Source organism: Microbacterium kribbense (assembly GCF_039537285.1).
In the GTDB taxonomy this organism is placed as follows: domain Bacteria; phylum Actinomycetota; class Actinomycetes; order Actinomycetales; family Microbacteriaceae; genus Microbacterium; species Microbacterium kribbense.
Genome location: NZ_BAABAF010000010.1, coordinates 1 through 22125, shown reverse-complemented (window position 1 = coordinate 22125; position 22125 = coordinate 1). Strand labels below are relative to the sequence as shown.

Genomic DNA, 22125 nt, shown 5'->3' with positions numbered 1-22125 from the left:
ATGTATCACCCATTGTGTCGACGTGTCAATACAAATCGCCGACGTGCGTGCAGGAAGCTCCCAGCGCGCCGGACGGCGGCGCCCCGGCGGGGCCAACTTAGGATGGAAGCCGACATGATCAGACCCGACTTGACCCTCCCGATCCCCGAGCACATCACCGCCGCGCACTTCATCGGCATCGGCGGCTCGGGGATGTCGGGACTGGCGCGGATGTTCCTGGACCGCGGCATCCGGGTCTCGGGATCGGACCGCGCCGACAGCGCGAATCTGCGCGCGCTGGCCGCCCTCGGCGCCGACGTGCACGTCGGGCATGACGCCGCCCATCTGGGCGATGCCGACACCGTGGTCCACACCGGCGCGATCTGGCCAGACAACCCCGAGTTCGTCACGGCGAAGCAGCGCGGACTGGCCGTGATCCACCGCTCCCAGGCGCTGCACTGGCTCATCGGCGGGCGCCGCCTGGTCTCCGTGGCCGGAGCGCACGGCAAGACCACCTCGACCGGCATGATCGTCACGGCGCTGCAGGCGCTGGATGCCGATCCGACCTTCGTCAGCGGGGGAGTGATCACCCAGCTCGGCACCTCCAGCGCCACCGGGTCGGACGATCTGTTCGTGATCGAGGCGGACGAGTCCGACGGCACCTTCCTGCTGTACGACACGTCGATCGCGCTGATCACCAACGTCGACCCGGACCACCTCGACCACTACGGCACCGCCGAAGCCTTCGACGACGCGTTCGCGCGGTTCGCGAACAAGGCGCGCGAGGCGGTCGTGATCAGCGCCGACGACCCGGGCGCGCTGCGCGTGGCCGAACGCATCACGCACGCGCAGGTGATCACCTTCGGCCGGGCCGCCGGCGCCGACGTGCGGGTCACCGACATCCGCACCGACGGACCGGTCGCGTTCACGCTCACGCACGGCGGCACGCACGTGCGCGCGCAGCTGCACGAACCCGGCGCGCACAACGCGATAAACGCCGCCGGCGCCGCAGCCGTGCTGCTCACGCTCGGCTACGGCCTGGCCGCCGCGGTGCGGGCGCTGGAGGGCTTCGCCGGCACGGCGCGCCGGTTCCAGCTGCACGGCGACGTGCGCGGCGTCAGCGTCTACGACGACTACGCGCACCACCCCACCGAGGTCGCCGCGGCCCTGGCCGCCGCGCGCACCGTCGTAGGCTCCGGGCGGCTGATCGCGCTGCACCAGCCGCACACCTATTCGCGCACGCAGCAGATGCACCGCGAGTTCGCGCACGTGCTCGAGACCGGCGCCGACCAGACCGTCGTGCTGGACGTGTACGGCGCGCGGGAGGACCCGATCCCCGGCGTGACCGGGGCACTGGTCAGTGACGACTTCGCGGATGCCGCGCAGGTGCACTTCGTCGCCGACTGGCAGCAGGCCGCCGACTACACGGCATCCATCGCCCGGGCCGGCGACTTCATCATCACGCTCGGCTGCGGCAACGTGAACCTGATCATCCCGCAGCTGCTGGCGGCCCTGGCGGCCGGGACCACCTCGGAGGGATAGCGGATGCGCCGCCCCTCGCCCCTGCCCGCCCCGCCCGCACACGCACCCGCGCGCGCGGCGGCGCGCGCCGATGCGGCGCCGCAGCCGGACGGCGAGGTCATCCCGCTGTCGACCACCTCGGCCGATCCGGCCGCCCGCGACGACGCCGGTGCGGGCGATGACGCCGGCGCGCCGGGCGAGCGGATCCGGGTGCGGGATGTGTGGCGGGCCGCTCGCGCGCGGCGGCGCGCGCTGCGCGCCGAAGTGCGCCGGTTCACGGCGCGGCAGCGCCGCCGGCGCGCGGTCTGGATCGGCGTGGGGATCTCGCTGGCGGTGCTGGTGGCAGGCACCCTCGGCGCCGCCTACAGCCCGCTGTTCGCCGTGCAGAAGATCGACGTGGTGGGCACGAAGACGTTGGATGTCGGCGCCCTCGAGCATGCGCTGGCCGGCCAGTTGGGCACCCCGCTGCCGCTGGTGGACGAGGCGGCGGTCAAGGCCGCGCTGGTGCGGTTCCCACTGGTGCAGTCGTACTCGCTGCAGGCGCGTCCGCCGCACGACCTGGTCGTGCGGATCGTGGAGCGCACCCCCGTGGGCGTGGTCAAGGGCGCGGCCGGCTACACGCTGGTCGACGCCGCCGGAGTCGCGCTGTCGACGACGCCGTCCGTGCCGAAGGGGCAGCCGGTGCTGAGCGTCGACGGCGGCGTCGGCTCCGAGGCGTTCGCCGCGGCCGGGCAGGTGGTCCGGTCGCTTCCGGCGAGCATCCGATCCCAGGTCACGGCGGTGTCCGCTTCGACCCCCGACGACGTCTCGCTGACCCTCGGCAAGACCCGCACGAAGGTCATCTGGGGCAGTGCCGACGACTCGGCGATGAAGGCACTGGTGCTGCAGAAGGCGATGGCCGCACGCCCGCCGGCGAAGGTCACCGAGTACGACGTGTCGTCGCCGGGCGCCATCGTGATGCGCTGACGCGTCGATCCGGGTGCGATCTGCGCGACACGCCCACCGCGTCACCGATTGCGGCGCGTTCGCCGCTTACCTTCAATCACAAGGAATTGCATACTCGGCAATTCTTTAAACCTCCAGATGAGGTTGAAGGTTTACACGCTTTGGACGACACGGAGGCCGGCATGAGCCAGAACCAGAACTACCTTGCGGTGATCAAGGTGGTCGGCGTAGGCGGCGGCGGAGTCAACGCCGTCAACCGCATGATCGAACTCGGCCTGCGCGGGGTCGAATTCATCGCGATCAACACGGATGCGCAGGCGCTGCTGATGAGCGACGCCGACGTCAAGCTCGACGTCGGCCGCGAGCTCACCCGGGGCCTGGGCGCCGGCGCCGACCCCGAGGTCGGCCGACGTGCGGCGGAGGACCACTCCGAAGAGATCGAAGAGGCCCTCGCCGGCGCCGACATGGTCTTCGTCACCGCCGGTGAGGGCGGCGGCACCGGCACCGGGGGCGCACCCGTGGTCGCCAAGATCGCGAAGTCGATCGGCGCCCTGACGATCGGCGTGGTCACCAAGCCGTTCTCGTTCGAGGGCCGTCGCCGGCAGTCGCAGGCCGAGACCGGCGTCGCCCGGCTGAAGGAGGAGGTCGACACCCTCATCGTGGTGCCCAATGACCGGCTGCTGGAGATCAGCGACCGCGGCATCTCGATGATCGAGGCCTTCGCCACCGCCGACCAGGTGCTGCTGGCAGGTGTTCAGGGCATCACCGACCTGATCACCACGCCGGGTCTGATCAACCTCGACTTCGCCGACGTCAAGTCGGTCATGCAGGGCGCCGGGTCCGCACTGATGGGCATCGGCTCGGCCCGCGGCGCCGACCGGGCCATCAAGGCCGCCGAGCTGGCCGTCGAGTCGCCCTTGCTGGAGGCGTCCATCGAAGGCGCGCACGGCGTGCTGCTGTCGGTGCAGGGCGGATCGAATCTGGGCATCTTCGAGATCAACGACGCCGCGCAGCTGGTCAAGGAGGCGGCGCACCCCGAGGCCAACATCATCTTCGGCACGGTCATCGACGACACGCTCGGCGACGAGGTGCGGGTGACGGTGATCGCCGCCGGCTTCGACGGCGGCGAGCCGCAGCAGCGCATCGAGCCGATGCTGGCCAGCCGTCCGGTCACCGCCCCGGCGGTGCCCTCCACGCCCGCCGACGAGGCCGCACGCGGCTCCGAGTCCGCCGACGACGAGACGGCCGTTCCGGTCTCGGTGATCGCCGAGACCGGCTACGACTCGGCCTTCGGCGACGACGACCTCGACATCCCGGACTTCCTGAAGTAGCACGTGGACGACCTGGTCGCACGGCTCGCCGACGTCGACGCCCGCATCGCCGCCGCGGCGCGGGTGGCGGGCCGTGACCCCGCCGCGATCACCCGCATCGTGGTGACGAAGTTCCACCCGGCGCAGCTGGTCGCCCGGCTGCACCGGCTGGGCGTGCGCGATCTCGGCGAGAATCGGCAGCAGGAGCTGTCGGCCAAGCGGGCGGAGCTCGCAGCGCTGACGGACCTGCGCTGGCACTTCATCGGCCAGGCGCAGACCAAGAAGGCGCGCGCGATCCGGGCCGCGGCATCCGTCGTGCACTCCGTCGACCGCGACAAGCTGGCCGATGCGCTCGACCGCGCCGCCGACGGCGACGACGTCCTGGACGTGCTGGTGCAGGTGAACCTCACCGCCGACCCCGATCGGGGCGGCGTCGCGCCGGCGGGGATCGAGGCGCTGGCGGAGCACGTCGCCGGATGCCGCACCCTGCAGCTGCGCGGAGTGATGGCCGTCGCTCCGCTGGACGAGCCGCCGGCCGCCGCGTTCGCACGGCTCGCCGGTTACGCGGCGCGGCTGCGCCGGGTCGTGCCGGATGCCGACTGGATCTCGGCGGGCATGACCGCCGATTTCGCCGAGGCGATCGCGGCAGGTGCGACACACCTGCGGATCGGCTCGGCAATCACGGGTGCGCGGCCGGTGCCCGATTAGCCTTTCTACAGACGAGCAAACGGAGGATGCGATGTCGAACCCGCTGAAGAAGACCATGGTGTACCTGGGTCTGGCCGATGAAGAGGAGATCTTCGAGGAGGAGCCGGCAACCCAGCCCGCCCGCAGCGCCGCGAAGAGCGTCGAGAAGGCGGCCCCGGTCACGCCGATCCGCCGTCCCGCCGTGGTGCGCCAGCCCGCGCCCACCGCGGTCAGCGAGATCCTGACGGTGCACCCGAAGCAGTACCGGGACGCGCAGCTGATCGCCGAGAACTTCCGGGAGGGCATCCCGGTCATCATCAACCTGTCGCAGATGAGCGACGCCGACGCGCGTCGGCTGGTCGACTTCGCCAGCGGGCTCTCGCTCGGCCTGTACGGGCGCATCGAGCGGGTCACCAGCAAGGTCTTCCTGCTGTCGCCGGAGAACGTCGCGCTGTCCGGCGACGGCACCGTGGCGCAGGCCGACCCCGAAGTGACGCCGTTCACGCAGCCCTGACACCGTGGGAGCGGTCCACGTTGTCGCGAACATCGTCAACATCCTCCTTTGGCTGTACGTCCTGGTGCTGTTCGCCCGGATGATCCTGGACTTCATGCCGCTGCTCAACCGCGGCTGGCGGCCCACCGGCGCCGGTCTGGTCGCCGCGGAAGCCGTCTACGTGGTCACCGATCCGCCGCTGCGATTCCTGCGACGGTTCCTGCGCCCGGTGCGGATCGGGCCGGTGGCGATCGATTTCGCATTCACTGTCGTACTGATCGCGTGCTTCATCCTGATCTCGATCGCCGGCGCGTTCGCGTCGGCCTAGCGCGCCCTCGCACCGACAAAGTCCGCCGACTATGCTGTGTGAGATAACCGATCGGCGCTGCCGGATAGTCTGATACCGGCCAGCATCACCTGGCAGCACGAGCCCGAAAGAGGAGAGAAATGCCTTTGACTCCGGATGACGTCGTCACCAAGCAGTTCCAGCACGTTCGGTTCAAGGAGGGCTTCGACCCCGATGAGGTGGACGACTACCTGGACGAGATCGTCGTCGAGTGGCGCAAGGTCATCGCCGAGAACGATGAGCTGAAGACCAAGCTCGCCGCCTATGAGTCCGGCGCCACGCCGGCCGCGGCATCCGCGCCCGTCGCCGAGGCTGAGGCTCCCGCGGCCGCACCGGCAGCGGTCGAGACCCCCGCTCCGGAGCCCATCGACGGGGCCGGCCAGAGCGCCGGCATCATCGAGCTGGCCCAGCGCCTGCACGATGAGCACGTCGCCGAGGGCAAGGCGCAGCGCGACAAGCTGATCGCCGACGCACAGGCCCAGGCGACCTCGATCGTCTCCGAGGCCGAGACCCGTGGCCGTGAGGAGATGGCGCGGCTCGAGGCCGAGCGCACCACTCTGGAGGGCCGGATCGGCGAGCTGCGCGCCTTCGAGAAGGACTACCGCGCGCAGCTGCGCAGCTACATCGAGGGCCAGCTGAAGGACCTGGATTCGGCGGCGACCTCCACGGGCTCGACCCCGGTCGCAGCCGTCGGACTGTAACGCCGTTGTGCCAGCGCAGACCGGTCCGCACGCTGACGGTCGGCATCACCGTCGTGCTCCTCGCCTCGGTGGTGCTGATCGTCGACCAGGTCGCGAAATATCTGGCGCTGACGCATCTGCCCATGCAGCAGCCGGTGCACGTGGTCGGCAACTTCCTGATCTTCTTCCTGATCAAGAACTCCGGTGCGGCGTTCTCGCTCGGCAGCAACATCACCGGGGTGTTCACCGTCGCACTGGCCGTGGTCGCGCTGGTGATCATCTACCTGGTGGGCACGCGGGTGCGCGCCCGGTCGTGGTCGATCATCCTGGGGCTGCTGCTGGGCGGGGTGCTCGGAAACCTCAGTGACCGGCTGTTCCGCGAGCCCGGTTTCGGCGTCGGGCACGTCGTCGACTTCATCAACACGCCGTGGATGATGCCGGCCACCTACAACGTGGCCGACATGTTCATCACGACCATGATGGTCGGCGTCGCGATCCTGGTGGTGCTCGGCGTGCGCCTGGACGGCATGCGCGCGAAGCGCGCGTCCGACGACGCACCGGCCGAGCACTGAGATGCAGTCGCGCGCGCTGCCGGTCCCGGACGGACTGGACGGGACCCGGGTCGATGCCGCGCTGGCCAAGATGCTCGGCTTCTCGCGCACCTTCGCGGCCGAGGCGGCCGACGCCGGCGGCGTGCAGATGGACGGCCGCACCGTCGGCAAGTCCGACCGGCTGCGCGCCGGTGCGTGGCTCGAGGTGACCTGGACGCCCCGGGCGGAGCCGAGGATCGAGCCGATCGCGGTGCCCGACCTCGGCATCGTGTTCGACGACGACGACATCGTGGTCGTAGACAAGCCTGCCGACGTCGCCGCGCATCCCTCGGTCGGCTGGACCGGCCCCACCGTGGTCGGCGCCCTGGCCGCCGCCGGCTTCCGGATCGCGACCTCGGGCCCGGCCGAGCGCGCCGGAGTCGTGCACCGGCTGGATGCCGGCACCAGCGGTCTGATGGTCGTGGCCAAGAGCGAGCCGGCCTACGTCGCCCTCAAGCGCGCCTTCAAGGACCGCACCGTGGAGAAGATCTACCACGCCGTCGTGCAGGGCCACCCCGACCCGCTGGCAGGCACGATCGATGCGCCGATCGGCCGGCATCGCTCGCACCCGTGGAAGTTCGCCGTCACCCCCGACGGCAAGGACTCGGTCACGCACTACGAGACGATCGAGGCGTTCCGAGGGGCATCCCTGCTGCAGATCCACCTGGAGACCGGCCGCACCCACCAGATCCGGGTGCACATGGCCGCGCACCGGCATCCCTGCGCGGGCGACCCGCTCTACGGCGCCGACCCGACGCTGGCGGCGCGACTGGGGCTGCACCGGCAGTGGCTGCACGCGCACCGACTGGCCTTCGCGCATCCGCGCACCGGCGACCGGGTCGCCTTCACAGCGGACTACCCGGCCGATCTCGCACACGCCCTTGAGGTGCTGCGCGCGGACTGACCTGCCGTGTCCGCGGCCGACCGTAGACTCGAGGGGTGGCATCCGACTCCTTCGCTCATCTGCACGTGCACAGCGAATACTCGATGCTCGACGGCGCCGCGCGCATCGGCGCGATGGTCGACGAGGCGGTGCGCCTGCAGATGCCGGCGATCGCCGTCACCGACCACGGCAACACGTTCGCCGCGTTCGAGTTCTACAAGACCGCGAAGGCCGCCGGCATCAAGCCGATCATCGGCATCGAAGCGTATGTGACGCCGGGCACGCACCGCTCCGACAAGGCGCGGGTGCGCTGGGGCGGCCCCGAGCAGAACAGCGACGACGTGTCGGGCTCGGGCGCCTACACGCACATGACGCTGCTGAGCGAGACCACCGAGGGCATGCACAACCTGTTCCGGCTGTCGTCGGTGGCGAGCCTGGAGGGCTTCTACTTCAAGCCGCGGATGGACCGCGAGGTGCTGCAGCGCTACGGCAAGGGCCTGATCGCCACCACCGGCTGCCCGTCCGGGGAGATCCAGACCCGCCTGCGCCTGGGCCAGTACGACGCCGCGCGGGCGGCGGCGGCCGAGTTCCAGGACATCTTCGGGCGCGACAACTATTTCGCCGAGATCATGGACCACGGCCTCGAGATCGAGCGGCGGGTCACCGGCGACCTGCTGAAGATCGCGAAGGATCTGAAGATCCCGCTGGTGGCCACCAACGACCTGCACTACACGCACCAGCACGATGCCACCAGCCATTCGGCGCTGCTGTGCGTGCAGTCCGGCTCGACGCTGGACGACCCGAAGCGGTTCCGCTTCGACGGCGATGGCTACTACGTGAAGTCGGCCGCCGAGATGCGCCAGGTCTTCCGCGACCATCCCGAGGCCTGCGACACGACGCTGATGATCGCCGAGCGCTGCAACGTCGAGTTCAACACCACCGCCAACTACATGCCGCGCTACCCGGTGCCGGCCGGTGAGACCGAGGAGAGCTGGTTCATCAAGGAGGTCGAGGCCGGCCTGCACGTGCGCTACCCGGCCGGCATCCCCGACGCCGTCCGCGCGCGCGCCGACTACGAGTGCGGCGTGATCGCGCAGATGGGCTTCCCGGGCTACTTCCTGGTGGTCGCCGACTTCATCAACTGGGCCAAGGACAACGGCATCCGGGTCGGTCCCGGCCGCGGCTCCGGCGCCGGGTCGATGGCCGCCTACGCGATGCGAATCACCGACCTGGACCCGCTGGAGCACGGCCTGATCTTCGAGCGGTTCCTGAACCCGGACCGCGTCTCGATGCCCGACTTCGACGTCGACTTCGACGACCGCCGCCGTGCCGAGGTGATCGGCTACGTCACCGAGAAGTACGGCGACGACCGGGTCGCCCAGATCGTCACGTACGGCACGATCAAGGCCAAGCAGGCGCTGAAGGACGCCGGCCGCGTGCTCGGCTTCCCGTTCAGCATGGGCGACCGCCTGACCAAGGCGATGCCGCCGCCGGTGATGGGCAAGGACATGCCGCTGAGCGGCATGTTCGACGCCGCGCACCCGCGCTACAAGGAGGCGGGGGAGTTCCGCACCCTGATCCAGACCGACCCCGAGGCCAAGACGGTCTTCGACACGGCGCTGGGGCTCGAGAACCTCAAGCGCCAGTGGGGCGTGCACGCCGCCGGCGTCATCATGTCCAGCCACCCGCTGATCGACATCATCCCGATCATGCGGCGCGAGCAGGACGGTCAGGTGGTCACGCAGTTCGACTACCCCTCGTGCGAGACGCTCGGCCTGATCAAGATGGACTTCCTGGGGCTGCGCAACCTCACCATCGTCGGCGACGCCCTCGAGAACATCAAGGTCAACCGCGGCCTCGACCTGGTGCTCGAAGATCTCGCACTGGATGACCGCGGGGCCTACGATCTGCTCTCCCGCGGCGACACGCTGGGCGTGTTCCAGCTCGACGGCGGCCCGATGCGGGCCTTGCTGCGCCTGATGAAGCCCGATACGTTCGAGGACATCTCGGCGCTGATCGCGCTGTACCGCCCGGGGCCGATGGGCGCGAACTCGCACACGAACTACGCGCTGCGCAAGAACGGTCAGCAGGAGATCACCCCGATCCACCCCGAGCTGGCCGAGCCGCTGGCCGAGATCCTGTCCACCAGCTACGGCCTGATCATCTATCAGGAGCAGGTGATGGCGATCGCGCAGGCGGTGGCCGGCTTCTCACTCGGTCAGGCCGACATCCTGCGCCGGGCGATGGGCAAGAAGAAGAAGTCCGAGCTCGACAAGCAGTATGCCGGGTTCGAGGCCGGCATGAAGGCGAACGGCTATTCGGATGCCGCCGTCAAGACGCTCTGGGACATCCTGCTGCCGTTCTCGGACTACGCCTTCAACAAGGCGCACTCGGCGGCATACGGGGTCATCTCGTACTGGACGGCGTATCTGAAGGCGCACTACCCGGCCGAGTACATGGCGGCGCTGCTGACCAGCGTCGGCGACTCCAAGGACAAGATGGCGCTCTACCTGAACGAGTGCCGCCGGATGGGCATCCGGGTGCTGCCGCCGGACGTGTCCGAGTCGATCAAGTACTTCGCCGCCGTCGGGGAGGACATCCGGTTCGGCCTGGGCGCCGTGCGCAACGTCGGCTCGAACGTGGTCGACGGCATCGTGGCGGCCCGCGCGGACGGACCGTACACGTCGTTCCACGACTTCCTGCGCCGGGTGCCGGTGCACGTGGCGAACAAGCGCACGGTCGAGTCGCTGATCAAGGCCGGTGCGTTCGACTCGTTGGGCGACACCCGACGGGCGCTGCTGGAGATCCACGAGGACGCCGCGGAGGCGGCGGTGCTCGACAAGCGCCGCGAGGCCAACGGCGAGGTCGGCTTCGACTTCGACGCGCTGTGGGGCGAGGACGAGCCGGCCCAGGCCGCGAAGGTGCCCGAGCGGCCGGAGTGGACCAAGAAGGACAAGCTGGCCTTCGAGCGCGAGATGCTCGGCCTGTACGTGTCCGACCACCCGCTGGCGGGGCTGGAGATCCCGCTGGCACGACTGGCATCCACCAGCATCCACGACCTGCTCGCAGGTGAGGACGCCCGCGACGGCGACCAGGTCACGGTGGCGGGACTGGTCACCGGTGTGCAGCACCGGGTCGCCAAATCCAGCGGCAACCCGTACGGCATGATCACCGTCGAGGACTTCGACGGCGAGATCACGGTGATGTTCATGGGCAAGACCTACACCGAGTTCCAGTCGCTGCTGCAGGCCGACTCGATCCTGGTCGTGCGCGGCCGGGTCTCGCGCCGCGATGACGGCATGAACCTGCACGCCCAGTCGGCATACGTCCCCGACCCCGGCGTGGTCGACGCCGCCGGACCGCTCACGCTGACGATCCCCGAGCACCGCGCCACCCAGCGGGTGGTCGCCGACCTCGCAGAGATGCTCCGGCGCCACCGGGGCGAGACCGAAGTGACGCTGCGGCTGCACCGCGGTGGGGCGGCGAAGGTGTTCGACGTGCCGATGCCGGTGCGCGTCAGCGCGGATCTGTACGGCGAATTGAAGGGGCTGCTCGGGCCGAACTGTCTGACATAGTGCTCGGGTAGGATCGGACGACGCGCGCAGGATCGCGCGCAGCGGAAGGAGATCACGTGACAGACGACCAGCTGAGCGGACCGACCGAGGACAGTGCTGCGGACGCCTCCGCGCCGGTCGATCCGGTCGACGAGAACCGGGTCGCGGCCGCGTCGCAGTATGGCGTCGGACCCTTCTCACTGCGCGAAGTGATCATGGGCGGCGTGCTGATCGCCGCATTCGTGGTGTCCTTCTTCTCGACGGCGACCTTCGCCTTCACTTCGGTGTGGACCAACGGGATCTCCTGGATCCTCACGATCGGCGTGCCGATCGTGGCGGTCTTCCTCGTCATTCTGCGTCGCCTCTCGCCCAGCGGCATCCGCCGGGTCGGGTCGCTGGGCGTGGACCAGTTCGCGTCGGTCGCCTTCTCGGTGGCCGCGGTGGTGTGGCTGACCCAGCTGTGGGCACAGGTCAGCGGCGCCATCTCGAACGGCCCGTGGGTGCTCAGCTGGGTGCCGTGGGTCGAATTCGTGCTGATGCTGGCCGGTGTCGTGCTCACGGTGTTCGCCGGACTGATCCCGGGCCTGGCGGAGGATTTCGCGCAGCGCCCCGAATCGGTCGCCCACCGCGTCGCGCGCGCGGCGCGCCCGGTCACGGCCCGGCCGCCGCGCCCGGTCACGGCCCGCGCACCGCACGCGCAGGCAGCGGCCGACACGGTGTACGCCGCGCCGGCCGACCAGGGCGGACACGGCGACGGCGGGCTCGCGTCGCTCATCGACGCGGCTCCGCCGGCCGCTGTACCCGAGGCCGAGCCCGCCGCGCCCGCGCAGCAGGCGTTCTGGGCGCTGGTGCCCGAAGAGCGCGACGTGGTCGACGAGAACGGCGTGCCGCTGTTCCGGATCGGCCCGAGCGCTTGGGCGCTGGTCATCGAAGACCGCGGCACGTCGTTCGTGGTCCGCCACGAGGACGGCCGCGTGGGCGTGCTCAACGACACCTCCGAGGTCACCCGGGGCTGACTCGAAGGCGGTGCGCAGCATCCCACCCGATATTCTGGAGGGATGCTGCGCACCATCGACCTTCGCGGTCGCACGCTCACCCTGCCCGAGCTGCTGAACGCCGTGCCGCGCGCGCAGACCGCGCGCGCCGATGCGCTGGTCGCCGCCGCCGAGATCGTGCAGGACGTCGCCGAGCGCGGCGAGCGGGCGCTGCGCGAGCAGGCCACCCGGTTCGACCACGTGTCCGGGCATGCCATCCGCGTGCCGGCCGAGCACCTGGCCGAGGCGCTGAACGGGTGCGACCGGCGGGTGCGCGCGGCGCTGGAAGAGGCGATCGCGCGGGTGCGGCAGGCATCGGCCGCCCAGGTGCCCGCCGGCGCGGTCACCGAGCTCGGTGACGGCGCCCGGGTCGAGCAGCGCTGGCAGCCCGTGCGCCGCGCCGGCGTCTACGTGCCGGGCGGCAAGGCCGTCTACCCGTCCAGCGTGATCATGAACGTGGTTCCCGCCCAGGTCGCCGGCGTCGCACAGGTCGCCTTGGCCTCCCCGCCGCAGGCCGCGTTCGACGGGCGCGTGCACCCCGACATCCTCGCCGCCGCCGCACTGCTGGGCATCGACGAGGTCTACGCCATGGGCGGCGCCGGCGCGGTCGCCGCCTTCGCCCACGGGGTGCCGACGCTGGGCCTGGACCCGGTGGATGTGGTCACCGGGCCGGGCAACAACTTCGTGGCCGCCGCCAAGCGCGCCGTCGCCGGCATCGTCGGGGTGGATGCCGAAGCCGGCGCCACCGAGATCCTCATCGTCGCCGACGACAGCGCCGACCCCGTGCTCGTGGCCGTCGACCTGATCAGCCAGGCCGAGCACGACGAGCAGGCCTCCGCCGTGCTGGTGACCGCCGACGCCGGGCTGGCCGGGGCGGTGCGCGCGCAGGTGGCCGAGCGGGTCGGTCGCACCCGCAACGGCGCCCGGGCGCGCGCGGCGCTGGACGGCGTGCAGTCGGCCATCGTGCTGGTCGACGATCTGGACGCCGCCACCGCGTTCAGCAACGCCTATGCGCCCGAGCACCTCGAGCTGCACCTGACCGACCCGCGGCCCGGCGAATTCGTCAACGCGGGGGCGATCTTCGTCGGCCCGCATTCGCCGGTGAGCCTGGGTGACTATCTCGCCGGCAGCAACCATGTGCTGCCCACGGGAGGGCAGGCCCGCTACGCTGCCGGCCTGTCGGCGGCGACCTTCCTGCGCCCGCAGCAGGTGATCGGCTACAGCCGCGACGCGCTGTCGACCGTCGCCGCGCAGATCGTGACGCTGGCCGACGCCGAGTCGCTGCCCGCACACGGCGAGGCGGTCCAGGCCAGGTTCACGGGGTAGTCTGTGCGCTGATGCACTGTCCTTTCTGCCGTCACCCCGATTCCCGGGTCATCGATTCGCGCACCAGCGAGGATGGCCTCAGCATCCGTCGTCGTCGCCAATGCCCGGAATGCGGCGGCCGGTTCTCGACGATCGAGACCGCGAGCCTGTCGGTGCTCAAGCGCTCCGGCGTGGCCGAGCCGTTCAGCCGCGAGAAAGTCGCCGCCGGCGTGCGCAAGGCCTGCCAGGGCCGGCCGGTCACCGACGACGACCTCGCGCTGCTCGCGCAGCAGGTCGAAGAGGTGCTGCGCGGCACCGGCGCCGCGCAGATCGACGCCGGCGACATCGGGCTGGCGATCCTCGGTCCGCTGCGCGCCCTCGACGAGGTCGCCTATCTCCGCTTCGCCAGCGTCTACCAGGGGTTCGATTCGCTCGAGGACTTCGAGACCGCCATCGCGGCGCTGCGCGCGGATCACCGGATCGTCTGACCGGTACGCTGGCACCGATGTATCCGCTCCTGTTCCGTGCCGTCCTCTCGCATCTGGATTCGGAGCTGGCCCACCACGCGGGCATGCTCGTGATCCGCGTCCTGGGCGTACGGCCGTTCTCGTGGGCGGCCGCGGCGCTGACCCGTCCCGCGCCGACACTGCGCACCCAGGCGCTGGGGCGCATCTTCTCGTCGCCGTTCGGGGTCGCCGCCGGGTTCGACAAGAACGTCGTCGGCTTCGCAGGCCTGTCCGCACTCGGCTTCGGGCACGTCGAGGTCGGCACCGTCACGGCCCTCCCGCAGCCCGGCAACCCCAAGCCGCGACTGTTCCGGCTCATCCCCGACCGTGCCCTGATCAACCGGATGGGCTTCAACAACGACGGCGCCGAAGCGGCGGCCGCCCGGCTGCGCGCCATCCGCGCCCGCCGCGGCAACCGGGCCGTGATCGGCGTGAACATCGGCAAGAGCCGGGTCGTGGACGTCGCCGACGCCACCGCCGACTACGTGCGCAGCGCGACGCTGCTGGCGCCGCTGGCCGACTACCTCGCGGTCAACGTCTCGTCGCCGAACACGCCGGGGCTGCGCGGGCTGCAGGCCGTGGCAACGCTGCGCCCGCTGCTGCAGGCGGTGCAGGATGCCGCCGGTGCGACGCCGCTGCTGGTCAAGATCGCCCCCGACCTGCCCGATGACCAGGTCGTCGCCATCGCCACGATGGCCGTCGAGCTGGGACTGGCGGGCCTGATCGCGACCAACACCACGGTCTCGCGCGAAGGACTCGTCACCGACCCGGCCGTCGTGGCCGCCGCGGGCGACGGCGGGCTGTCCGGCGCGCCGCTGCGCGAGCGCGCGCTGGCGGTGCTGCGCCAGGTGCGTCAGGTCGTGCCGCGGGAGTTCGCCGTGATCGCCGTCGGCGGGGTCGAGACGGCCGCCGACGTGGCCGACCGACTGGATGCCGGTGCCGACCTGGTGCAGGGATACACGGCGTTCCTCTACCGCGGCCCACTGTGGGCGCGGCAGATCAACCGGGGACTGGCCGCACGCGGCTGAGCGGGCTCAGACCGGACGCGGTCGCGTGGATCCACTCCGCACGCGGCAGAGCCCACTTCCGCCGCGCCGGGCTCGGTGGACTCAGGCGGGGCGCTGGCCGCGCCTGACCTGCGGCTTGGGCAGCCGCATCCACCGCATCTGGATGGTGCGCATCGCGCCGTACCAGCCCAGGCCCTTCTCGCGGCGGCTGCCGAACTTGCGCGTCGCGGCGCGCTTGATCCGCGTCGACGTGATGACCATGTCGACGATGACCGCCAGCACGTACGCCCACAGGATCACGAACGCATAGAACTGCAGCACGGGCAGCGACTGCACGAAGGTCACCAGGATCACCACGATCATCAGCGGCATCACCAGTTCGCCGATGTGGTAGCCGCTGTCGATGAAGTCGCGCACGAACCGGCGCTGGGGTCCCTTGTCGCGCGGGGGCAGATACTTGTCGTCGCCGGCGGCCATGCCGACCCGGGCCTTCTCGCGCTGGGCGGCGAGGTCGGCCTTCTGCCGGGCGCGCGCCTCCTTCGTGTCCGGGACCAGGGGGCGCCTGCGGGCGGCCTCCTTCTCGGCGCGCGTCGGAGTGGCGCGGCCCTTGCCGGACGTCTGGGCGTCGTCGGTGGCGTCGGCGGCGACGTCAGGGGCGGTCTTCTTGGACACGGATGGGCCTCGTTCTCGTCTACAGGGGTGCCTCTAAGATTACCCGCATGACTTCCGAACAGTCCCGCGCAGACGCCGTCACGGCCGCCGCAGCCGACGCGATCCCCGCAGCCCTGGCCGATCTGGGCGCTCTGGTGCGCATTCCGTCGGTCGCCTTCGAGGGCTTCGATCACGCCGAGGTGGCACGCAGCGCCGAGGCCGTGCGCGCCCTGGCCGAGGGCACCGGACTGTTCGACACGGTGCAGATCGCCGACGCCGCGATCGGCCCCGCCACGCCGGGCGGCACGGCGCCGCGCGGCATGCCCGCGGTGCTGGCCACCCGCGCCGCGCGGAACGGCCGGCCGACCATCCTGCTCTACGCCCACCACGACGTGCAGCCGGTCGGCGACGAGAGCCTGTGGGAGTCGCCGCCGTTCGAGCCCACGGTGCGCGACGGCCGGCTGTACGGCCGCGGCGCGGCCGATGACAAGGCCGGCATCATGGTGCACATCGGCGCGCTGCGCGCCGTGCGCGCCGTGCTCGGCGACGACCTCGACCTCGGCATCGCACTGTTCATCGAGGGCGAGGAGGAGGCCGGCTCGCGCTCGTTCGCCCAGTTCCTCGCCGACCACGCCGATGTGCTGCGCGCCGACGTGATCGTGGTCGCCGACTCGGGCAACTGGGACGGCGCCACCCCGGCCGTGACGGTCTCGCTGCGCGGCAACGCGCGCTTCACGCTGCACATCCGCACCCTCGAGCACGCATCCCACTCCGGCATGTTCGGGGGAGCGGTGCCCGACGCCATGATGGCCGCCGTCACGCTGCTGGCGACCCTCTGGGACGAGGACGGCGCGGTCGCCGTGCCGGGGCTGGCCGAGCGGGATGCCGCGACTCCCGACTACTCCGAAGCGACGCTGCGTGACGAGGCGGGGCTGCCCGCCGGAGTGCAGCCGATCGGGCGCGGCAGCATCCTCAGCCGGATCTGGAACAAGCCGTCGATCACGATCACCGGCATCGACGCGCCCACCGTGCACAATGCATCCAACACGCTGACCCCCGCCGTCAGCGTGGTCATCAGCGCGCGGATCGCCCCCGGGCAGGCCGCGGCGGACGCCTACGCCGCCATCGTCGCGCACCTGCGCGCGCACGCACCGTTCGGCGCCCAGCTCGAGTTCACCGGCGCCGACTTCGGGGACGGCTTCCTGGTCGACACCACCGGGTGGGCGGTGGGCGCCGCGAGCGAGGCGATGACGGCCGGCTACGGGGTGGCGCCGGTGCAGATGGGCGTGGGCGGGTCGATCCCGTTCATCGCCGACCTGGTGCGCGTGTTCCCCGAGGCGCAGATCCTGGTCACCGGCGTGGAGGACCCGCACGCGCGCGCGCACAGCCCGAACGAGTCGTTGCATCTGGACACGTTCCGCCACGCCCTGACCGCCGAGGCGCTGCTGCTGCAGGCGCTGGACGCGCGCACGATCTGACCGCCCGGACACCCCGCGTGGCCCGGGCCCGGTGTCGCGCGCCGGGCGTAGACTCGACCCATCCGAAACCTTGCCGCAGGCCGACATCCCGGAGGAATGACATGACCGACACCGCACTGACCGCAGATGTGCCCGTCCGTGAGCACGGAGTGCTGCTGACCGATGCCGCATCCGACAAGGTCAAATCCCTGCTCGCGCAGGAAGGCCGCGACGATCTGCGCCTGCGGGTGGCCGTTCAGCCCGGCGGATGTTCCGGGCTGATCTACCAGCTGTACTTCGACGAGCGCTACCTCGAGGGCGACAAGGCCGTCGACTTCGACGGCGTCGAGGTCATCGTCGACGACATGAGCATCCCGTATCTGGACGGCGCGACGATCGACTTCAAAGACACGATCTCCGAGCAGGGTTTCACGATCGACAATCCGAACGCCGCCGGCGGTTGCGCGTGCGGTGACAGCTTTCACTGATCACGCCCTGGATTCCCCCGACAGAGGCCGGTGATCGGCGTCCCCGAGCGGCCGCTGGAACGGGGGAAAACGTAGGCCCCGCCTGGATGAATGGCCAGAATCCGGTGGGAGATTGCTCTAGACTGGCCCCGTGAGTTCCCTTACCCCGGAAAGGTGCACCGTGCCCTCGAAACGACGCCTCCGCTGGGTCGCCCTCCCGATCGGGAGTGCCGCCGCCATCCTGCTGGCCGGGTGCACGCCGACACAGCTGCATGGCTTCCTGCCAGGCTTCGCGGACCCGAGCGCACCGCCGGCCACCAACCGCACCGACATGGTCGCGGGCATGTGGACCAACTCGTGGATCGTGCTCCTGATCGTCGGTCTGGTCACGTGGGGTCTGATGCTGTGGGCGATGGTCACCTATCGCCGGCGCAAGGGCCAGACCGGCCTGCCGGTGCAGCTGCGCTACAACATGCCGATCGAGATCTTCTACACGGTCATCCCGCTCATGCTGGTGGCAGGGATGTTCTCGTTCACGGCACGCGACATGGCGATCATCGAGACCGTCGACCACAACCCGGATGTCTCCGTGGTCGCCATCGGCAAGCAGTGGTCGTGGGACTTCCAGTACAACGGCAAGGCCGCCGACAACTCGGACGCGGTCTGGACGATGGGCGTGCAGGCCGAGCCCGACAAGAATGGCAACGTCGACCAGGAGGCGCTGCCCACCCTGGTCCTGCCGGTGAACGAGTCCGTCCGCATCGACCTCGAGTCGCGCGACGTGGTGCACTCGTTCTGGATCATCGACTTCCTGTACAAGAAGGACCTCTACATCGGCCACGACAACTCGTGGTCGTTCACCCCGACGCGTGAAGGCACGTATCAGGGCAAGTGCGCAGAGCTGTGCGGCGAATATCACTCGTCGATGCTGTTCCGCGTCAAGGTGGTCAGCGCGGGCGAATATCAGCAGTATCTGACGCAGCTGCGCGACAAGGGCGACACCGGAGACATCACCGGTGCATACAGCCGCCTCGGCAATGAGCCGGGCACTGGTGTGCCCAACACAGCTGGCAACGAGGGAGATAACTGAAATGGCGACAACACTCCCGCCACAAGAGCGCACCCACACCACTCTTCCGCCACGACAGGCCGCGCTGATGAGCGCGAGTCGGGTGGAGCAGAAGGGCAACATCGTGGTGCGGTGGATCACCTCCACCGACCACAAGGTGATCGGCTACATGTATCTGATCTCCTCGGTGATGTTCTTCATGCTCGGCGGCGTGATGGCCCTGCTGATCCGCGCTGAGCTGTTCGAGCCGGGCATGCAGATCCTGGCGACTAAGGACCAGTTCAACCAGCTGTTCACGATGCACGGCACGATCATGCTGCTGATGTTCGCGACGCCGCTGTTCGCCGGATTCGCCAACGCGATCCTGCCGCTGCAGCTGGGCGCGCCGGATGTCGCCTTCCCGCGGCTGAACGCATTCGCGTTCTGGCTGTTCCTGTTCGGCTCCACGATCGCCACGGCCGGGTTCCTCACCCCGCAGGGCGCGGCCGCCTTCGGCTGGTTCGCCTACCAGCCGCTCGCCAATGCGACCTTCTCGCCGGGCGCCGGCGGCAACCTGTGGTTCATGGGCCTGGGCATCAGCGGCTTCGGCACGATCCTCGGTGCGGTCAACTTCATCACCACGGTGATCACGATGCGCGCCCCCGGCATGACGATGTGGCGCATGCCGATCTTCTCCTGGAACGTCCTGGTGACCAGCATCATGGTGCTGATGGTCTTCCCGGTGCTGGCCGCGGCCATCCTCGCCGGCGCCGCCGATCGCATCCTGGGTGCGCATCTGTACGACTCGGTCAACGGCGGTGTGCTGCTCTGGCAACACTTGTTCTGGTTCTTCGGGCATCCCGAGGTCTATATCATCGCGATCCCGTTCTTCGGGATCGTCACCGAGATCTTCCCGGTGTTCAGCCGCAAGCCGGTGTTCGGCTACAAGACGCTGGTCTACGCGACCATCGCGATCGCGGCGCTGTCGACGTCGGTCTGGGCGCACCACATGTACGTCACGGGCGCGGTTCTGCTGCCGTTCTTCTCGCTGCTGTCGATGCTGATCGCGGTGCCGACCGGGTTGAAGATCTTCAACTGGATAGGCACGATGTGGCGAGGGTCGATCACGTTCGAAACGCCGCTGGTGTTCGCGATCGGCTTCCTGACCTCGTTCGTCTTCGGTGGCCTGACCGGCGTCATCCTGGCGTCGCCGCCGCTGGACTTCTTCCTGTCCGACTCGTACTTCCTGGTCGCGCACTTCCACTACGTGGTGTTCGGCACCGTGGTGTTCGCGATGTTCGCGGGCTTCTACTTCTGGTGGCCGAAGTGGACCGGCAAGATGCTCAACGAGCGGCTCGGCATGGTGCACTTCTGGATGCTGTTCATCGGCTTCCACATGACGTTCCTGGTGCAGCACTGGGCTGGTGTGGACGGCATGCCGCGTCGGTACGCCGACTACGCCCCGTCCGACGGCTGGACCTGGATGAACCAGGTCTCCACGATCGGCGCGATGCTGCTGGGCTCGTCGATGATCCCGTTCCTGCTGAACGTGTGGATCACGGCGCGCAACGCACCCAAGGTGACGCTGAACGACCCGTGGGGCTATGGGGCGTCGCTGGAGTGGGCGACCTCCTGCCCGCCGCCGCGGCACAACTTCACGTCGATCCCGCGCATCCGCAGCGAGCGGCCGGCGTTCGATCTGAACCATCCCGAGGGGGCACCGGACTATGTGATGCCGGTGCCGGCCGGTGCGGTCGGAGAGGTGAAGTAGATGCGCGCCAATGTCGGGATGTGGTGGGTGATCTGCGGGTTCTTCGGTGCCATGGCAGCCCTCTACACGGTGTGGAACATCATCGACCATCCGCAGTTCGCGTGGTATCACGCGATCGAATGGGTCGGTAGCATCGCGCTACTTTTCGTGGCCCTGATGTCGGCGCTGATCGCGTTCTACCTGGGTCGGGTGCACGTTGCGCAGGGCGGCGAAATGCCGGAAGACATCGTCACCGCCGACATCGATGACGGCGACCCCGAGACCGGCGAGTTCTCGCCGTGGTCGTGGTGGCCGATCACCCTCGCCCTGGCGGCGGCGTTCTTCGCCGTCGGCATGGCAGTGGGCACGTGGCTGATCCCGATCAGCGTCGCGATCTTCGTCGTCGCGATCGTCGGCTGGGTGTACGAGTACTACCGCGGCAACTTCGCGCGCTGACCAACGCCCGCTTGCACTGACGCCGGCCGGCCCATGATGGTGCGGGCGTGAGCGGTGCACCATCGTGCTGCCGCGTGGCGCGCGTGCGCTCAGCCGTGCGTCCGTGCGTCGGCGGCAGCCCACTGTGCGCCGGATCGGGTCGCGGGGCGTCGGTTCGGCCGCGGGGCGTCGGGTAGGGCCCTAGTTGTGATGTCCAGGCAGGTTGTTGAGTCTGCTGATGGGCGGGGCTCCGATCGCGGAGTGGTGCCTGTGATGATTGTAGAAGTGCAGCCAGCCGGGTAGCGCGGCGCGGCGTTCGGTCTCGGATCCGTAGAAGCGGGCGTAGGCCCAGCCGTCGGCGAGTGTGCGGTGGAAGCGTTCGATCTTGCCGTTCGTCTGCGGCCGGTAGGGACGGGTCCGCTTGTGTCGGATGCCCAACGCCGTGCAGGCATCCCGCCAGGCATAGGACTTGTAGGCGGAGCCGTTGTCGGAGAGCACGCGTTCGATGGTGACACCGCGGTCCGCGAACCAGGCGACAGCACGTTCGAGGACGCCGATGGCGGTGACGGCTTTCTCATCACCGCAGATCTCGGCGTAGGCGACACGGGAGTGGTCGTCGATGACTGTGTGCACGAACGCGGTGCCGATGCGCGGTTCGTAGCCCTGGTGGCGTTGCCCGGTCCGCTTCGCTGTGCTCTCCCGGTTCCGGTCGCCTTGCTGTCTGCCGACGTAACGCCAGCCGCCGCCGTCAGGGATATTGCCGAACTTGGTCACATCGACATGGATCATCGACCCGGGATGGTCGTGTTCGTAACGACGGATAGGCTCCCCGGTGACTCTGTCGATATGGCTGAGCCTGTTGATACGACAGCGCACGAGGACTGCGTGAACGGTCGATGCGGGCACGCCGAGCTCGCCGCCGATCTGCACCGGTCCCAGTCTGCGCCGCCACCGGGCTGTCACGATCCGTCTCACCATCGCAGGCGGCGTCTTCGTCGGCATCGACTGCGGCCGACTGGATCTATCCGCCATCCCGGCCTCGCCCTCGGCACGGTACCGGGCAGCCCACTTACGGGCCGTGGGCGGCGAGATCATGAACATCTTCGCCGCGACGGTCACCGGCCACCGGTCATCGACGATCAGGCGCGCCAGCCGTAACCGAGCGCGCGGAGTCAGAGCAGCGTTAGCGTGGGACACGAAGGCCTCCTGTGTGCGTGAAGTGGTTCCTTGAACAGCTCCACTTTCGCAACCGGAGGCCTTCGCCAATCAGCAGATCAACCGCGATTCACGCAACAACGTCCCTGGACATCACACCTAGTGCGCCGGATCGGGTCGCTGGGCGTCGGGGTCGGGCGCAGTGCGTCGGGGTAAGGCCGCCGGGTGACGTCCCGCTGAGTGGTGGAGTTTCTCGACACCGTGCGGATCAGCTGTTGTTGATTATGCCGCGTTGAGTTCTGGGATCGCCACCTCCTCGTCG

21 protein-coding genes are annotated in these 22125 nt (G+C 69.6%); 19 read left to right on the top strand and 2 right to left on the bottom strand.

All coding sequences use genetic code 11. The annotated features are described in order from the left end of the window. Positions 1 to 114: 114 nt before the first annotated feature. The 14 genes from murC to ABD705_RS14275 all read left to right on the top strand — a co-directional run bounded on the left by murC (position 115) and on the right by ABD705_RS14275 (position 14861). Positions 115 to 1521 carry a UDP-N-acetylmuramate--L-alanine ligase gene (murC, locus tag ABD705_RS14340; RefSeq protein ID WP_344784773.1) on the top strand — a complete coding sequence of 469 codons (1407 nt, stop codon included), beginning with the start codon at positions 115 to 117 and terminating at the stop codon, positions 1519 to 1521. Positions 1522 to 1524: 3 nt separating this feature from the next. Beyond that, positions 1525 to 2466, top strand: a complete 942-nt coding sequence (locus ABD705_RS14335) for an FtsQ-type POTRA domain-containing protein (protein WP_344784771.1) — start codon at positions 1525 to 1527, stop codon at positions 2464 to 2466. 161 nt (positions 2467 to 2627) lie between these two features. Continuing rightward, entirely contained in the window at positions 2628 to 3776 is a 1149-nt protein-coding gene (ftsZ, locus tag ABD705_RS14330; RefSeq protein ID WP_344784769.1) for a cell division protein FtsZ, read from the top strand. Between the two features lie 3 nt (positions 3777 to 3779). Next, positions 3780 to 4463 (top strand): YggS family pyridoxal phosphate-dependent enzyme, encoded by a 684-nt coding sequence (locus ABD705_RS14325; RefSeq protein ID WP_344784767.1) that lies wholly within the window; start codon positions 3780 to 3782, stop codon positions 4461 to 4463. A gap of 31 nt (positions 4464 to 4494) precedes the next feature. Then, on the top strand, positions 4495 to 4956 hold the full coding sequence (locus tag ABD705_RS14320) for a cell division protein SepF (protein ID WP_344784765.1): 462 nt from the start codon (positions 4495 to 4497) through the stop codon (positions 4954 to 4956). A gap of 4 nt (positions 4957 to 4960) precedes the next feature. After that, positions 4961 to 5263, top strand: coding sequence for a YggT family protein (locus tag ABD705_RS14315; RefSeq protein WP_344784763.1), 303 nt, complete (start codon positions 4961 to 4963; stop codon positions 5261 to 5263). 119 nt (positions 5264 to 5382) lie between these two features. Then, positions 5383 to 5982: a DivIVA domain-containing protein gene (locus ABD705_RS14310; RefSeq protein ID WP_344784761.1), complete on the top strand. Its 600-nt coding sequence runs from the start codon at positions 5383 to 5385 to the stop codon at positions 5980 to 5982. 5 nt (positions 5983 to 5987) lie between these two features. Further along, entirely contained in the window at positions 5988 to 6533 is a 546-nt protein-coding gene (locus tag ABD705_RS14305; RefSeq protein WP_344784759.1) for a signal peptidase II, read from the top strand. A gap of 1 nt (position 6534) precedes the next feature. Further along, positions 6535 to 7455 carry an RluA family pseudouridine synthase gene (locus ABD705_RS14300; protein WP_344784757.1) on the top strand — a complete coding sequence of 307 codons (921 nt, stop codon included), beginning with the start codon at positions 6535 to 6537 and terminating at the stop codon, positions 7453 to 7455. Positions 7456 to 7490: 35 nt separating this feature from the next. Continuing rightward, the gene (dnaE, locus tag ABD705_RS14295; RefSeq protein ID WP_344784755.1) at positions 7491 to 11009 is read left to right on the top strand and encodes a DNA polymerase III subunit alpha; all 3519 of its coding nucleotides are present in this window, start codon (positions 7491 to 7493) and stop codon (positions 11007 to 11009) included. A 56-nt stretch (positions 11010 to 11065) separates the two neighbouring features. Beyond that, entirely contained in the window at positions 11066 to 12004 is a 939-nt protein-coding gene (locus ABD705_RS14290) for a hypothetical protein (protein WP_344784753.1), read from the top strand. 42 nt (positions 12005 to 12046) lie between these two features. Continuing rightward, positions 12047 to 13348: a histidinol dehydrogenase gene (hisD, locus tag ABD705_RS14285; protein ID WP_344784751.1), complete on the top strand. Its 1302-nt coding sequence runs from the start codon at positions 12047 to 12049 to the stop codon at positions 13346 to 13348. An 11-nt stretch (positions 13349 to 13359) separates the two neighbouring features. Then, the gene (gene nrdR, locus ABD705_RS14280) at positions 13360 to 13815 is read left to right on the top strand and encodes a transcriptional regulator NrdR (RefSeq protein ID WP_344784749.1); all 456 of its coding nucleotides are present in this window, start codon (positions 13360 to 13362) and stop codon (positions 13813 to 13815) included. Between the two features lie 17 nt (positions 13816 to 13832). After that, positions 13833 to 14861: a quinone-dependent dihydroorotate dehydrogenase gene (locus tag ABD705_RS14275; protein WP_344784746.1), complete on the top strand. Its 1029-nt coding sequence runs from the start codon at positions 13833 to 13835 to the stop codon at positions 14859 to 14861. Positions 14862 to 14942: 81 nt separating this feature from the next. Here ABD705_RS14275 and ABD705_RS14270 read toward each other — a convergent pair whose 3' ends face one another. Continuing rightward, positions 14943 to 15512, bottom strand: a complete 570-nt coding sequence (locus tag ABD705_RS14270) for a DUF3043 domain-containing protein (protein WP_344784744.1) — start codon at positions 15510 to 15512, stop codon at positions 14943 to 14945. Positions 15513 to 15559: 47 nt separating this feature from the next. On the opposite strand from ABD705_RS14270, the gene ABD705_RS14265 reads away from it, so the two are divergent. The 5 genes from ABD705_RS14265 (at position 15560) to ctaF (ending at position 20669) form a co-directional block, all read left to right on the top strand. After that, entirely contained in the window at positions 15560 to 16969 is a 1410-nt protein-coding gene (locus tag ABD705_RS14265; RefSeq protein ID WP_344784742.1) for a dipeptidase, read from the top strand. A 101-nt stretch (positions 16970 to 17070) separates the two neighbouring features. Continuing rightward, on the top strand, positions 17071 to 17436 hold the full coding sequence (locus ABD705_RS14260; protein ID WP_344784740.1) for a HesB/IscA family protein: 366 nt from the start codon (positions 17071 to 17073) through the stop codon (positions 17434 to 17436). Positions 17437 to 17596: 160 nt separating this feature from the next. After that, complete coding sequence (gene ctaC / locus ABD705_RS14255; RefSeq protein ID WP_344784738.1) at positions 17597 to 18505, top strand: aa3-type cytochrome oxidase subunit II; 909 nt, start codon at positions 17597 to 17599, stop codon at positions 18503 to 18505. A gap of 1 nt (position 18506) precedes the next feature. Beyond that, positions 18507 to 20234, top strand: coding sequence for an aa3-type cytochrome oxidase subunit I (gene ctaD, locus ABD705_RS14250; protein WP_344784737.1), 1728 nt, complete (start codon positions 18507 to 18509; stop codon positions 20232 to 20234). Then, entirely contained in the window at positions 20235 to 20669 is a 435-nt protein-coding gene (gene ctaF, locus ABD705_RS14245) for an aa3-type cytochrome oxidase subunit IV (RefSeq protein WP_344784736.1), read from the top strand. It begins immediately after the preceding gene. A 180-nt stretch (positions 20670 to 20849) separates the two neighbouring features. On the opposite strand, the gene ABD705_RS14240 is transcribed toward ctaF, so the two are convergent. Then, positions 20850 to 21845 carry an IS481 family transposase gene (locus ABD705_RS14240; RefSeq protein ID WP_344784735.1) on the bottom strand — a complete coding sequence of 332 codons (996 nt, stop codon included), beginning with the start codon at positions 21843 to 21845 and terminating at the stop codon, positions 20850 to 20852. Positions 21846 to 22125 lie beyond the last annotated feature (280 nt).

Coding starts and splice junctions, on each gene's coding strand:
- ABD705_RS14265 (WP_344784742.1), top strand. CDS start 15,560: ATGACTTCCGAACAGTCCCGCGCAGACGCCGTCACGGCCGCCGCAGCC.
- ABD705_RS14335 (WP_344784771.1), top strand. CDS start 1,525: ATGCGCCGCCCCTCGCCCCTGCCCGCCCCGCCCGCACACGCACCCGCG.
- ftsZ (WP_344784769.1), top strand. CDS start 2,628: ATGAGCCAGAACCAGAACTACCTTGCGGTGATCAAGGTGGTCGGCGTA.
- ABD705_RS14310 (WP_344784761.1), top strand. CDS start 5,383: ATGCCTTTGACTCCGGATGACGTCGTCACCAAGCAGTTCCAGCACGTT.
- ABD705_RS14260 (WP_344784740.1), top strand. CDS start 17,071: ATGACCGACACCGCACTGACCGCAGATGTGCCCGTCCGTGAGCACGGA.
- ABD705_RS14300 (WP_344784757.1), top strand. CDS start 6,535: ATGCAGTCGCGCGCGCTGCCGGTCCCGGACGGACTGGACGGGACCCGG.
- ABD705_RS14275 (WP_344784746.1), top strand. CDS start 13,833: ATGTATCCGCTCCTGTTCCGTGCCGTCCTCTCGCATCTGGATTCGGAG.
- ctaF (WP_344784736.1), top strand. CDS start 20,235: ATGCGCGCCAATGTCGGGATGTGGTGGGTGATCTGCGGGTTCTTCGGT.
- ctaD (WP_344784737.1), top strand. CDS start 18,507: ATGGCGACAACACTCCCGCCACAAGAGCGCACCCACACCACTCTTCCG.
- hisD (WP_344784751.1), top strand. CDS start 12,047: ATGCTGCGCACCATCGACCTTCGCGGTCGCACGCTCACCCTGCCCGAG.
- nrdR (WP_344784749.1), top strand. CDS start 13,360: ATGCACTGTCCTTTCTGCCGTCACCCCGATTCCCGGGTCATCGATTCG.
- murC (WP_344784773.1), top strand. CDS start 115: ATGATCAGACCCGACTTGACCCTCCCGATCCCCGAGCACATCACCGCC.
- ABD705_RS14320 (WP_344784765.1), top strand. CDS start 4,495: ATGTCGAACCCGCTGAAGAAGACCATGGTGTACCTGGGTCTGGCCGAT.